Below are 13645 nucleotides of genomic sequence, written 5' to 3'. Positions count from 1 at the left end.
CCCGAATAAAAACGATAGCGAATAATAAATATTCATAAAATTCAGTATATTGATAATATTTGTATGATTTTTAAAATCTATGCATCGCTATTTGCATGTACAACTTTCATATCAAATAAGAACTTTTAAAACCTGCAATTTTCACAAATTAATATTGATTTTTACATCTTGTTACACGATTAACACTTGCTTTAAAATTCGTAAAAGCTAGATTGAAATTAGATGTACGAAATTGGTTTTATATTTACCTCCCTGTGGAGGTTATGTTCTGATTCTACACACAGCAGTGCAACATCTGTCAGTACTTCTGGCGCCCTCTTCTTTACGGGAGGGCAGCTGTCAGGTGCCAAAAATAAGTGGGGTTTCATCATGTATAATGAAGTCCATAGTTTACATGGTCATACATTACTGTTGATCACAAAACCTTCTCTGCAAGCGACAGCGTTATTACAACATTTAAAGCAATCTTTATCACTGAACGGGAAATTACATAATATTCAACGTTCTTTTGATGATATTGCGCCTGGCAGCATCATTCTGTTTGATATGATGGAAGCCGATAAAAAGCTTATCCATTACTGGCAAGATAACTTAAGCAGGAAAAACAATAATATCCGCGTTTTATTATTGAATACGCCTGACGAATACCCTTTCAGAGATATTGAAAGCTGGCCGCATATCAATGGCGTGTTCTACGTCACTGAAGAAGAAGTTCGGGTGGTGGATGGTCTGCAAGGCATTCTGCGCGGCGAGTGTTATTTCTCGCAAAAGCTGGCCAGCTATCTCATCACGCACTCCGGAAATTACCGCTATAACAGTTCGGAATCCGCGCTGCTCACGCACCGTGAGAAAGAGATCCTGAACAAACTACGCATTGGTGCTTCAAATATTGAAATCGCCCGTTCGTTATTTATCAGCGAAAATACGGTAAAGACGCACCTTTATAACCTTTTCAAGAAGATAGCTGTTAAAAACCGAACTCAGGCTGTTTCATGGGCAAACGATAACCTCAGGCGTTAAACACATGAAGCGCACGTTGAGTTGGATCGCCGCAGCGAGTTTTCTGCTCGCTGCAGGGAACCTGCAGGCCGTTGAGGTCGAAGTTCCCGGATTGTTAACAGATCACACCGTCTCATCGATCGGGCACAGTTTTTATCGGGCCTTTAGTGATAAATGGGACAGTAGCTACACGGGTAATTTAACAATCAACGAGCGGCCCAGTGCACGTTGGGGAAGCTGGATAACTATAACGGCGAATCAGGACGTTATTTATCAGACCTTTTTATTCCCGACGAAAATAGACTTCGATAAAAACGTAGCCTTAGCACTGGCTCAAACTGAAGACGCTATTAATCGCCTGCAAATAGATAAAGCGCTATTAAGCACCAGCGATTTAGCAAAAGATGAGTTCTAGCGAACCGATATGCGGAGGCTGTCATGCGTATTGCATATGCAGTTGTTTCGATCATGCTTATTGCTCCCCTGAGCTGGGCCGGAAATATGACCTTCCAGTTCCGTAACCCTAACTTTGGCGGTAACCCCAACAACGGCGCCTTCCTGCTGAATGAGGCCCAGGCGCAAAACTCCTATAAAGATCCGAGTTATAAAGACTTTACCGTGGATACCCCTTCCGCACTGGATAATTTTACCCAGGCTATCCAGTCGCAGATTTTAGGGGGCTTACTGACCAACATTAATACCGGCAAGCCCGGCCGGATGATGACCAACGACTTTATTGTCGACATCGCCAACAGGGACGGACAGCTTCAGTTGAACGTGACCGATCGTAAAACCGGTAAAACCTCCACCATTGAGGTCTCCGGCCTGCAAAATAATTCAACTGACTTTTAAACAATAGCTAAATAAGGACAACGATCATGCAGCGCTTCCTGATATTTGTTGCAGTGTGCTTATTGAGCGGTTGTTTAACTGCTCCACCAAAAGAAGCTGCAAAACCCACATTAATGCCTCGGGCCCAAAGCTACCGTGATTTAACCCATTTACCTGCGCCAACGGGGAAGATATTCGTCTCGGTTTATAATATTCAGGATGAAACGGGGCAGTTTAAACCTTACCCGGCAAGTAACTTCTCCACGGCGGTCCCGCAAAGCGCCACCGCCATGCTGGTGACTGCACTTAAAGATTCCCACTGGTTTATTCCGCTGGAACGCCAGGGATTGCAGAACCTGTTAAATGAACGAAAAATTATTCGTGCTGCGCAGGAGAATGGCACCGTCGCGGACAATAATCGCACGCCTCTGCAGTCTCTGGCGGCGGCGAACGTGATGATTGAAGGTTCGATTATCGGTTACGAGAGCAACGTTAAATCGGGCGGCGTGGGGGCGCGTTACTTTGGTATCGGTGCGGATACTCAGTACCAACTCGATCAAATCGCCGTTAACCTGCGCGTCGTTAACGTCAGCACCGGTGAAGTGCTCTCTTCGGTCAATACCAGCAAAACGATTTTGTCTTATGAAGTTCAGGCAGGGGTATTCCGCTTCATCGACTATCAGCGCCTGCTGGAGGGTGAAATTGGTTACACCTCTAATGAACCGGTCATGATGTGTCTGATGTCAGCCATTGAAACCGGCGTGATCTTCTTAATCAACGATGGTATCGATCGCGGGCTGTGGGATCTGCAAAACAAAGCAGACGTGCAGAACCCGATCCTGGTGAAATACCGTGATATGTCGGTGCCTCCGGAATCCTGACAGAAAGCGTATAAAAAAGGCGAGATGATTATCTCGCCTTTTTTTATTCACTCACCGCGGTGATGTTTTGCGTTTTTTCTCTCCGCGCCGCCAGCCAAAGGCCGCTGTTCTTCATGGCATAGCCAAACAGCAAGCCCAGCGCCAGGGAAGGTAGCACCAGCTTCCAGTCACCCTGCCCGGCAAAGGTCGCGCAGGCTCCCATAAAGGTGCCCGGTACAAACGACAGCAGCAGATGCTTCGCCTGGATGCACATCAGGAAGGCGACGATACCCGTCATGACGTACCCCAGGCTCTCAAGATGCGGCGCCAGCGCGCTGCCTTTCATGATGACCAGCGCCCAGATAACGCCGCTCATCAGGGTGCACCCCGAAATAAAGAGCCCCTTCAGCCCGCCCTGTGGGCAGGCGAAATAGGCCGTGCAGCCCAGGAAGCCAGCCCAGCTTAACAAACCGAGAGACACCGCCACCCATCCCCAAATGCCGGAGAGAATGCCCGTCGTAATCGCAATACACAGTAATATGTTCATGGCGCGCATCTTAGCAGAAGCGCGCCATAGAAATGAGATCAGAAGCACATTACGTGCAAGTTGAAATGTATCGTTGCAGATTTTTTGTGACTCAAATCACTCTTCACTCTCTTCTTCCAGCTCGTCCCACATCGCTGCGATGGCGTCGCGCGTCAGCGGGGCCAGCGTTCGCCAGAACGGAGAGGTGGCGTGGGCTTCTACTTTGCCCAGGAAGGTTCCCACCCACGGCAGCAGATACGTCTCGAAAAGAGTCTCGATGGCTTCATTTTCATCATCACCAGCGTTATCTTCGATCCAGGACGCGGCCAGCAGCAGCGTACCGATATGATCGGCTGGCGTATCGCTCAGCGGCATCCCACGTGCGGAGAGAAATGCCCGCACTTCCGCTTCGGTCGCCCCTTCCTGCCAGGCCGAACGATACGGCGATACGCGGCACTCTTCCCCCACGAACAGCGCGTTATAATCCGTTGAGATCTGCTGCATATCGCAGTTTTTCTGCAGGCGTTCCAGTAACTCATCCTGTTCCAGCGGCCAGTTCTGCGCCAGCTTACCTTCGCGAATCAGCGTAAACAGCGGAACCAGCAGCGGATCCTGCGGCTGGCGGTAGTATAAAGAACCCAGCACGCGGCAAAGGATAGAGAATTCATTCATTGTTTTATTCCGTTATTCAATTAAAGATCGGCAAATTCATCAATCGGCGTCATGCCGCGCGATTCGAGGAAGTCGAGCATACGACGCGGCGTGACGTTCAGGATCTGCGCTTCGGGGAAATCGACATCCTGCAGTATTTTCAGGCACTCGCTAAAATCGCCCAGCGTGAAGGCCGTGTGCGAATCTGAGCCCAGCGCCACCATCCCACCGGCATCCCGCACGGCGGCAGCCACTTCGCGACAGTTGGCTTCACTGCCTTTACGCGAGTGCACAAACGAGGAGTTGTTTATCTCCAGCGCCACACGGTGTTTCGCCGCTGCCTGCGCGACAGCCTGAATGTCAATCGGGTACTTTGGGTTGCCCGGGTGGCTGATGATGTGCACATTGCCGCTGGCAATGGCAGCAATCATCGCCGCGGTATTGGTTTCTTTATCCTGCGGCGGGAAGACCGGCTCATGGAAACCGGCAAGGATCAGATCTAATGAGGTCAGCATCGGGCCGGTGCAGTCGATTTCACCGTCGGTATTTTTGATGTTCGCCTCAATGCCGCGCAGTATCCCAATGCCGTCCACCAGACGTGGCCAGATACGCATATTCACAAAATGCCAGTAGTGCGGCGCATCCGCCATATCCGGGCCGTGATCGGTGATCGCGAAAAGCTTAATGCCCTTAAGCTTCGCCTGGGCGATATAATCATGGAGGTTGCTATACGCGTGGGTGCTGGCGACGGTGTGCATATGCAGGTCAACGGGATACATCTTTCTCTCCTCTGCGTTTTTTCCAAAGGATAGCAGTTATCAGCGGCGAATATTAGCAAAAACCCGGCGAACGCCGGGTTTCTCTCAGTAGCCGCGCTGTCGGTCGACCTGTCCGGTGACCGGGTTACCCTTCTCAAGTTCGCCGATGGTGTGCGAGATATAGGCCACCGCCTCAGCGGGTCGCGTTACGGCGGCCACGTGCGGGGTCATGGCCACGCGCGGGTGTCGCCACAGCGGGCTTTCCTCAGGCAGCGGCTCACGGCTATAGACATCCAGCATGGCTCCTTTTAGCTTGCCGCTGTCCAGCGCCTTCAGCAGATCGGCTTCAACCAGATGCACGCCGCGCGCCAGGTTCATCAGGTAGCTCTGATCGTCCAGCTGGTTGAGCAGACCTTCATTGATAATACCCACCGTTTCCGCCGTGTTTGGCAGCAGGTTGATCAGCACACGCGTACCGTTCAGAAAGGCCGGAAGCTCATCCGTTCCGGCAAAGCTTTCAACGCCAGGATAATCTTTGCGGCTGCGGCTCCAGCAGCGCAGCGGGAAGCCCCACGGCGCGAGCGCTTCAGCCACTTTCGAACCCAGCACGCCCGCGCCGAGGATACCGACGGTAAACGCTTCGCGCGGATATTCTGGCAGCGGTTCCCAGTGAGATTGCTGTTTAAATGCCTGATAGTCATCAAACCGGCGGAACCAGTGCAGTACCTGGCTGACGGCATATTCCTGCATTTGCTGGCCCATACCGGTATCTTCGAGGCGGAACAGGGGAATATCTTCCGGCAGCATTTCAGGGTGTGCTTTCAGCTTGCTCAGAATGGAATCCACGCCGGCCCCGAGCGCGAACACGGCTTTCAGCTTACGGCCCTGAAGCATTTCTACCGGCGGATGCCAGACCAGCGCGTAGTCAGCATGTTCGTTATCGCCCCGTTTCCACTCACGAACGCGAGCGCCCGGCAGTGCCGCAGAAAGCGCTTTAATCCAGTAAGCCGTATCAAAAGTGGGGTGATAGAAGAGTATATCCATAGTCATACCTGCCTTTTCTTGCGCTGTTTTGTTTTCATTTTCAACCAGATTGCCAGCATAACAAATTTCTCGGGAAGCCGTGCTGCTGATAAAAGAGGCGCTTTTCGCACATTTCGGAATCAGGTTGCCTGAAGTTTGTCTAAACGCGCTAAATTACTGAAAAAGTGGGTTGACGGCAGTTCGGCTTTTCCTTACATTAGCGCCCGTCCCGACAACAACGGGATGACAATATGGTGAGGTGTCCGAGTGGCTGAAGGAGCACGCCTGGAAAGTGTGTATACGGCAACGTATCGGGGGTTCGAATCCCCCCCTCACCGCCATATTTAAAGAAGAGCTCGCATGAAAATGCGGGCTTTTTTTTTTCGCATGTTGCACACCTGCGGGGGGATGAGAACCCCCGACCGGGGTTCGACAACTGGCGCAGCCAGTTGGACAGACTGAGAGCGAAGCGAACAGGCTGCCCGCAGGGCGAGCGCAGCGAGTCAATCCCCCCCGGTGCTACAAGCAGCCCGGTGCGGGCTGAGCCCCTCACCCTAACCCTCTCCCCAAAGGGGCGAGGGGATCGTTACTCCTCCACCATCCGCGCATACTCTTCGGTAAGAAAATCCACCAGCGTTCTGACGGACGGCAGCAAACCTCGCCTGGAGGGATAAACAGCGTGAATAACTTCCCGTCGGGGTTCCCATGCATCCAGCACCCGAACCAGTTCTCCCGATGCCAGCTGATCCTTGACCATCAAAATTGGCAGCTGCACCACACCCACCCCCGCCATCGCCGCTTCACGCAGCGCCAGCATATCGGTAGTAATAAAGCGCGGCGCGTAATGAATCGCGGCTTTAGCCCCCTCGGGCCCGCTCAGCTCCCATCTGTGCAGCTGCTTTCCCACCCCCATGCTCAAACCCGGCCATTCGCTCAGTTCAGAGGGCATGGCAGGGCTGCCCATCCGCTCAATCAACGCAGGGCTCGCCACAAGACAGTGTCCTCTGTCTGCCAGCACCCTTAACACCAGATCGCTGTCGTCAAACGGACGTGGACGCACGCGGATCGCCACGTCGATGCCCTCCCCCACCAGATCAACCCGCCGGTTGGTGGCTTCAAGCTGAAGATTGATCCCCGGAAAGCGCGCCATAAACCGTGCCAGCATCGGCCCCACATGAACGTGCAGCAAGGTAACGGGACAGGTGATCCTGACCACACCGCGCGGCTCAGCCTGTAACGCCGCCACCGCCTCTTCCGCCGCCTCTGCCTCTATCAGCATCGCCTTGCAGTGCTGATAGAAGGTCTGCCCCACCTCCGTCACCGTAAACTGCCGGGTGGTACGCTGGATCAACCGCACGCCAAGGCGCTCTTCCAGCTGGGCGATCCGGCGACTCAGTTTCGACTTAGGCTGATCGAGCGCCCGCCCCGCCGCCGCAAACCCACCATGGTCCACCACCTTCACAAACCACGCGAAATCATTGAGATCCTGCATATGTCCTCATCGTTCTATTTTCAGAACAGTGAATGTCATTTTCACTATCTACCGGGATATTAACCCTGAATATAAGCTAATTACATCAACAGAACATCAGGAGTTAATCATGAAAAACGTAACAGGCGTTTATACCGCACCTCGTCCGCACTGGGTCGGTGACGGTTTTCCGGTTCGTTCGATGTTTTCTTACCAGACGCACGGCGAGCCGCTGAGCCCGTTTCTGCTGCTGGACTATGCCGGGCCGTACACCTTCCCGGCGGACGGCGCGAAACGCGGCGTGGGCGAGCATCCTCATCGCGGCTTTGAAACGGTAACCATCGTTTACTCCGGCGAAGTGGAGCATCGCGACTCCACTGGCAGAGGCGGCGTCATCGGCCCCGGCGATGTCCAGTGGATGACAGCAGGCGCGGGCATCCTGCACGAGGAGTTCCACTCCAGCGCTTTCGCACAGAAGGGCGGCGAACTGAAAATGATGCAGCTGTGGGTCAACCTGCCCGCCAAAGACAAAATGGCGACGCCTGGCTACCAGAGCATCACCAAAGCCGATATCCCGGTGGTCACGCTGCCGGATAACAGCGGCACGCTGCGGGTCATCGCCGGTCGCTTTGAGGATGTGACGGGCCCGGCCCATACCTTCTCACCGCTGAACGTGTGGGATCTGTCGCTGCACCAGGGCAGCCATCTGACGCTCAATCAGCCCGAAGGCTGGAGCACGGCGCTGGTGGTACTTGAGGGCAGCATAACGGTCAACGGCACCACGCCAGCGGGTGAAGCGCAGCTGGTCGTGCTGAGCCAGAGCGGCGACAGGCTGCATCTGGAAGCGAACAGCGACGCCAAAGTGCTGCTGATGGCCGGTGAGCCGCTGAATGAACCCATTGTGGGCTACGGCCCGTTTGTGATGAACAGTAAAACCGAGATCGCCGAGGCTATTCGCGATTTCAACTCCGGCCACTTTGGCCAGATCTAAACGTAATAAAGGAGCGCAATATGTCTACCCCTGCAAACTTCAACGGTGCACGTCCCGTCATTGACGTAAATGATGCCGTCATGCTGCTTATCGACCACCAGAGCGGTCTGTTCCAGACCGTCGGCGACATGCCAATGCCGGAGCTGCGGGCGCGCGCGGCGGCGCTGGCAAAAATTGCCACGCTGGCGAAGATCCCGGTGATCACCACGGCCTCCGTTCCACAGGGACCGAACGGTCCGCTTATCCCGGAGATCCACGCCAACGCGCCGCATGCGCAATATGTGGCACGCAAAGGTGAGATCAACGCCTGGGATAACCCGGAGTTCGTGGCGGCGGTGAAAGCCACCGGGCGCAAAACGCTGATTATTGCGGGCACGATCACCAGCGTCTGCATGGCCTTCCCGTCCATCAGCGCGGTGGCGGACGGGTACAAAGTGTTTGCGGTAATTGATGCCTCCGGCACCTACAGCAAAATGGCGCAGGAGATCACTCTGGCGCGCGTGGTTCAGGCCGGTGTGGTACCGATGGATACCGCTGCGGTGGCCTCTGAGATCCAGCGAACCTGGAACCGTGAAGATGCGGCTGAATGGGCTGAGGTATACACCCACATCTTCCCGGCTTACCAGCTGCTGATCGAAAGCTACGGCAAAGCGCAGGAAGTGGTGAAAAACAGCGAAGTGCTCGATTCACAGCGTTAATCATCCGCTGTGCGGCATAAGCTGATTAAGGCTTAACCGAACAAGCACGAATGCAGAAAATCTGCTTGACCGCTTTCGCGCAACTCCCTATAGTAGCGCCCCGTTGCCCCCCAAGCGGTCAGGCAGCAAAACAATATGGTGAGGTGTCCGAGTGGCTGAAGGAGCACGCCTGGAAAGTGTGTATACGGCAACGTATCGGGGGTTCGAATCCCCCCCTCACCGCCATATTCAAGATGAGAGCTCGTACGAAAGTACGGGCTTTTTTCTTTTATATTCCCATAAGGGGGGGATGAGCCCCCCCGGTGCGACACGAGCTGCCTCACCTACAAAAAAAGAAAGCCCGTACAAAAGCACGGGCCTGTCTCAACCATTCCTCAGCTATTCAACTTCCCTGCCGGCTGCTTTCTTTCAAGAGATGAAACCTGCTCAGGCGGAGCAACAGCCTCATCCTTACGCTCCTCCAGCCAGTAATCCGCATTTTTAATCCCCAACCGAACGGGGTCAAACTGTGGATCCAGCCCCTGCGCATTCTGGATTTCATAATCCTTCAGGCTGGCAAACGCTTTTTTATGCAACAGCACAATGGCAATAATGTTGAGCCATGCCATCAGCCCTACGCCAATATCCCCCAGCCCCCATGCCAGATCCGCGGTACGAACCGTGCCATATACCGTCGAAGCCATCAGACACAGCTTGAGCAGGAACGTCAGCCACGGGCGGTGAATTTTACGGTTGATGTAGGCGATATTGGTTTCGGCGATATAGTAGTAAGCAATGATCGTGGTGAAGGCAAAGAAGAACAGCGCAATGGCAACAAAGTAATTACCAAAGCCCGGCATCATACTTTCCATTGCCGTCTGGACATATCCCGGCCCTGCGGCCACGCCTGCAATTCCGGTATACAGCGCCGCGCCGTCGACGCCCTGCACATTATACAGCCCGGTGATCAGCAGCATGAATCCCGTCGCGGAGCAGACAAACAGCGTATCAATGTAGACTGAGAATGCCTGAACCAGCCCCTGCTTCACCGGATGGCTCACCGCCGCCGCCGATGACGCGTGTGGTCCGGTTCCCTGCGCCGCCTCGTTGGAATAGACCCCGCGCTTAACGCCCCACATAATCGCCTGACCGAGGATGGCACCAAAGCCCGCTTCAAGGCCGAAGGCACTTTTCCAGATCAGCAGAATAACCGAAGGGAGCTGGTTAATATTAATGGCGATAATAACGCAGGCGACAATAATATAGCCGAGCGCCATAAATGGAACCACCATGCTACTAAAGCTGGCGATCCTTTTCACACCACCGAAAATAATAAAACTTAACAGCACGGCAAGTAATGCTGCCGTGACGTTCGGGCTCAGACCAAAGGCAATATCCAGGCTCGCGCCAATAGAGTTTGCCTGTACGCCCGGAAGTAATAACCCGCAGGAGAAAATAGTCACAATAGCAAATAACCATGCATACCACTTAACCCCTAGCCCTTTTTCAATATAAAAGGCAGGACCACCGCGATATTCACCGTTTATTTTTTCTTTATAAACCTGACCGAGCGTGGATTCGACAAACGCTGAGCTGGCACCCAAAAACGCTACTATCCACATCCAGAAAAGCGCACCCGGACCGCCAAAGGTAATTGCCGTGGCCACACCGGCGATATTACCTGTCCCCACACGGCCTGCCAGCGTCATCGTCAGCGCCTGAAACGACGACACGCCTGCATCGGTGGGACGCCCCTGGAACATCAGGGTAATCATATGTTTCATGTGACGTAATTGCAGAAAGCGACTACGCAGTGAGAAATAGAGACCAACACCCAGACATAAAAATATTAACGCAGGGCTCCAGATTACACCATTAATAGCACCAACCAGTTCGTTCATGTATGACCCTCAGCGTGATGTGTCGGGGGAATGCTTCCCCTGTTGTGTTTCTTCTTAGAATTTTGTTCGAACAAGTACGAAACATAGATAACTCCCCAGAAGACACCAACTTAATTTTTACTCCGTAGTAATGTTCTGTGACATCATTCACGTTTAGTTTTTAACTAACAATTAGCGCGATCATTATATTCATAGATATTTTGTGGATATTATAAACACATATCACACTTCTGCCGCTCAAATAAAAACCAGCCATAAAAATGAATAATCAAAATGATTAATTATGAATAACAGGTGAGTTATACAAAGAATAAAAAAACGCTTCCCGGCATAACGCCGGGAAGAGATTACAAAAAAGCGGTAAAACGATAATGCTTTACCTTTAGTCGGAATAAACCTGCAGCGTACGCTGGCACAGCGCCGAACGCACACAGTCCTCTTTGGTGAAACGTACCACCCCAATCATCTCATCTTCCTCAAAACGTGACATCGCGTCGCTCAACCCGGACTTCACGCCGGATGGCAAGTCACACTGGGTGATATCGCCGTTAACGATAACCGTCACGTTCTCCCCGAGGCGCGTTAAGAACATCTTCATTTGCGCAGCGGTCACATTCTGAGCCTCATCAAGAATGACGACCGCATTTTCAAATGTACGTCCGCGCATATAGGCGAACGGCGCGATTTCCACCTTGCCAATCTCTGGTCGCAGGCAGTACTGCATAAAGGATGCACCCAGTCGCTTCACCAGCACGTCATAGACGGGCCTGAAGTACGGAGCAAACTTCTCCGAAATATCCCCGGGCAGGAAACCGAGATCTTCATCAGCTTGCAGTACCGGACGGGTAACAATTATGCGATCCACGTCCTTATGGATCAGCGCTTCCGCTGCTTTGGCCGCACTGATCCAGGTTTTCCCGCATCCGGCTTCACCGGTTGCAAAGATGAGCTGTTTACTCTCGATAGCATTCAGGTAGTGCGCCTGAGCCTCATTGCGCGCCACAATTGGAGAATTATCACGGCTGTCTCGGGCCATGCCAATTGCTTCTACGCCACTCATCTGCACAAGCGAGGTGACCGATTCTTCTTCACGCTGTTTATGGCTACGTGAATCCCGTCTCAGCACACGTTTTGCTTCGCGACGAGCTTTGATCACTGCTTTTTGTCTTCCCATGGATAGCACCTTGAGTTGTTGGTATTCATCACACGCGCCAGCTTCGGCACGATTATGCGCACGAACATCAGAGGGTTGGCTTCCTTGTAAGCCATTGCTTGCTTTATCGGATGACAATACGGAACGGCTACGCGCACCGTTCTGCACGTCGGTCGAATCAGATTCTTGAGGTGTGGGGGAGAATTTAGTGGTGAGGAGATCGCTGCCGGAGTCTGAGCCTCCGCGCCGGGTGCTGCGGTTGTTGTGTTTACCTTGTCCAGTACAGGACGCAACCATTCGCGATCTCCATAGTGATTCAGCATCACTGCCGGGAACTACCGCTGTCTTATCTTAAGTACATCAGGAGTTATCATAAATGCAACATTTATTTTACCTGAGTGCAACTTTTAAGACTGCTCCTGCAGCGGAATCAGTCTCATATAGGAATATTACAGAAATATAACAACAAGATAGTCATATGAAAAAATAATGTCCCCGCGAACTATCGCAGGGACAATTATCAGGCTTCGATCAGCCCTTGCGCGAGGTACGCGTTCCGGTCGCGCGGGCCAGGCAGAGCAAAGAAATAGCCGCCGCCGATAGGTTTTATATACTCTTCCAGCGCTTCGCCGTTCAGCCGCTTCTGTACGGTCAGGAAACCTTTCTCCAGATCGTGCTGATAGCAGACAAACAGCAGTCCCATGTCAAGCTGGCCGGAGTTGGTCACGCCCAGAGAATAGCTGTAGCCACGGCGCATCATCAGGCTGGACTGCGTCTCTTTGGTGCGCGGGTTAGCAAGGCGGATATGGCTGTCGAGCGCAATGACGTCGCCATTCGGATCGCTCGCGTAGTCGGGCACGTCATGCTCGTGCTTCATGCCCAGCGGCGCCCCACTCTGCTTGTCACGGCCAAAAATGGTCTGCTGCTCTTTCAGCGGCGTGCGGTCCCAGAACTCGACGTGGAACTGGATAATGCGCACCGCCTGATAGCTGCCGCCCACCGCCCACGCCGGTTCGCCCTGATCTGCCGTCACCCATATCACGTCTTTCATCAACGCCGCATCGCTGCTGTCCGGGTTGGCCGTGCCGTCCTTAAAGCCCAGCAGATTAACCGGCGTCTCTTTGCCTTTGCTGCGGGCGGCATGGTCAGAGATAAACCCTTCCCGCTTCCAGCGCACGCTCAGCAGATCCGGCGTGTGTTTGATGATATCGCGCAGGGCGTGGATCACCGTGTCCTGGGTATTGGCGCAAATCTGCAGGAGCAGGTCGCCGTGACACAGCGCCGCGTCGAGCGAATCATTCGGGAAGCGCGTCATTTTCTGCAGCGCTTTCGGCTTCTGTTTTGCCAGGCCGTAGCGTTCATTAAACAACGACGCGCCCACCGAGACGGTAATGGTCAGGTTATCCGGGGCGATAAACGCCCCGAGGATGCCGGAATCCATCGGCGGCAGACGCGGGTTTGGCGTCTCCGGCGCCGGACCGCCCGCGGTAAGAAACGCAATGCGCGCCGTCAGCAGGCGGAACAGCCGCTCCAGATCGGCCTTATCGCTCGCCAGCGAATCAAGGGCCACCAGCATCATGGAAGCCTGCTGCGGCGTCAGAATACCCGCCTGGTGATCCCCATAAAACGGCTGCGTCTCCATGCGGGCATCCGGAGACAGCGTGCCGGGTGCGCTTTGTGGTTTTGCCGCGTGCGCCACCGGGCAGCCACCTGCCAGGGCAAGCGCGCCGCCCAGCGCCCCTACCCCTTTTAACAATCGACGACGTGAAGGCTCAACCACGTCGTTCTCGCTGTGCTTGTTCAT

General features: G+C 53.6%; 14 protein-coding genes and 2 tRNA genes. 8 read left to right on the top strand and 8 right to left on the bottom strand.

All coding sequences use genetic code 11. The features are described 5' to 3' along the window. Positions 1-369: 369 nt before the first annotated feature. Genes csgD through csgG form a run of 4 tightly spaced genes read left to right on the top strand, consistent with a single transcriptional unit; the run spans position 370 to position 2711 of the window. Positions 370-1020, top strand: coding sequence for a biofilm master transcriptional regulator CsgD (gene csgD / locus ACWKXT_RS01325; protein WP_028012677.1), 651 nt, complete (start codon positions 370-372; stop codon positions 1018-1020). Positions 1021-1024: 4 nt separating this feature from the next. Further along, the gene (csgE, locus tag ACWKXT_RS01320) at positions 1025-1414 is read left to right on the top strand and encodes a curli production assembly/transport protein CsgE (protein WP_454527250.1); all 390 of its coding nucleotides are present in this window, start codon (positions 1025-1027) and stop codon (positions 1412-1414) included. Between the two features lie 23 nt (positions 1415-1437). Next, positions 1438-1851, top strand: a complete 414-nt coding sequence (gene csgF, locus ACWKXT_RS01315; protein ID WP_080327573.1) for a curli production assembly/transport protein CsgF — start codon at positions 1438-1440, stop codon at positions 1849-1851. 26 nt (positions 1852-1877) lie between these two features. Further along, on the top strand, positions 1878-2711 hold the full coding sequence (gene csgG / locus ACWKXT_RS01310; RefSeq protein WP_454527251.1) for a curli production assembly/transport protein CsgG: 834 nt from the start codon (positions 1878-1880) through the stop codon (positions 2709-2711). A 43-nt stretch (positions 2712-2754) separates the two neighbouring features. Here the strand turns inward: csgG and ACWKXT_RS01305 are convergent, their stop codons facing one another. The 4 genes from ACWKXT_RS01305 to ghrA form a co-directional block, all read right to left on the bottom strand. Continuing rightward, complete coding sequence (locus ACWKXT_RS01305; protein WP_454527252.1) at positions 2755-3237, bottom strand: DUF1097 domain-containing protein; 483 nt, start codon at positions 3235-3237, stop codon at positions 2755-2757. 96 nt (positions 3238-3333) lie between these two features. Beyond that, positions 3334-3888 carry a TorD/DmsD family molecular chaperone gene (locus tag ACWKXT_RS01300; protein WP_454531485.1) on the bottom strand — a complete coding sequence of 185 codons (555 nt, stop codon included), beginning with the start codon at positions 3886-3888 and terminating at the stop codon, positions 3334-3336. Between the two features lie 20 nt (positions 3889-3908). After that, on the bottom strand, positions 3909-4646 hold the full coding sequence (locus ACWKXT_RS01295) for a PHP domain-containing protein (RefSeq protein ID WP_454531484.1): 738 nt from the start codon (positions 4644-4646) through the stop codon (positions 3909-3911). Positions 4647-4730: 84 nt separating this feature from the next. Then, the gene (gene ghrA, locus ACWKXT_RS01290) at positions 4731-5669 is read right to left on the bottom strand and encodes a glyoxylate/hydroxypyruvate reductase GhrA (RefSeq protein WP_080327577.1); all 939 of its coding nucleotides are present in this window, start codon (positions 5667-5669) and stop codon (positions 4731-4733) included. Positions 5670-5901: 232 nt separating this feature from the next. On the opposite strand from ghrA, the gene ACWKXT_RS01285 reads away from it, so the two are divergent. Next, positions 5902-5989 (top strand) — tRNA-Ser (locus tag ACWKXT_RS01285). 245 nt (positions 5990-6234) lie between these two features. Here the strand turns inward: ACWKXT_RS01285 and ACWKXT_RS01280 are convergent. Further along, positions 6235-7140, bottom strand: a complete 906-nt coding sequence (locus ACWKXT_RS01280) for a LysR family transcriptional regulator (RefSeq protein ID WP_454527256.1) — start codon at positions 7138-7140, stop codon at positions 6235-6237. Between the two features lie 109 nt (positions 7141-7249). On the opposite strand from ACWKXT_RS01280, the gene ACWKXT_RS01275 reads away from it, so the two are divergent. From ACWKXT_RS01275 to ACWKXT_RS01265, 3 genes are all read left to right on the top strand, one after another. Then, positions 7250-8110: a pirin family protein gene (locus ACWKXT_RS01275; protein ID WP_454527257.1), complete on the top strand. Its 861-nt coding sequence runs from the start codon at positions 7250-7252 to the stop codon at positions 8108-8110. Positions 8111-8130: 20 nt separating this feature from the next. Beyond that, on the top strand, positions 8131-8808 hold the full coding sequence (locus tag ACWKXT_RS01270) for an isochorismatase family protein (RefSeq protein ID WP_025755865.1): 678 nt from the start codon (positions 8131-8133) through the stop codon (positions 8806-8808). Between the two features lie 137 nt (positions 8809-8945). Beyond that, a tRNA-Ser gene (locus tag ACWKXT_RS01265) sits at positions 8946-9033 on the top strand. Between the two features lie 149 nt (positions 9034-9182). Here ACWKXT_RS01265 and ACWKXT_RS01260 read toward each other — a convergent pair. From ACWKXT_RS01260 to efeB, 3 genes are all read right to left on the bottom strand, one after another. Further along, a complete protein-coding gene (locus tag ACWKXT_RS01260) occupies positions 9183-10688 on the bottom strand; it encodes an alanine/glycine:cation symporter family protein (protein ID WP_454531483.1) in 1506 nt (501 codons plus the stop codon). 382 nt (positions 10689-11070) lie between these two features. Continuing rightward, positions 11071-11862 carry a phosphate starvation-inducible protein PhoH gene (gene phoH, locus ACWKXT_RS01255; RefSeq protein ID WP_454527259.1) on the bottom strand — a complete coding sequence of 264 codons (792 nt, stop codon included), beginning with the start codon at positions 11860-11862 and terminating at the stop codon, positions 11071-11073. A gap of 499 nt (positions 11863-12361) precedes the next feature. Then, positions 12362-13645 (bottom strand): iron uptake transporter deferrochelatase/peroxidase subunit, encoded by a 1284-nt coding sequence (gene efeB, locus ACWKXT_RS01250; RefSeq protein WP_454531482.1) that lies wholly within the window; start codon positions 13643-13645, stop codon positions 12362-12364.

This window comes from Enterobacter sp. UPMP701 (assembly GCF_053709515.1).
Note: the sequence above shows the minus strand (reverse complement) of the source record. Positions and strands in the feature narration are given on the sequence as shown.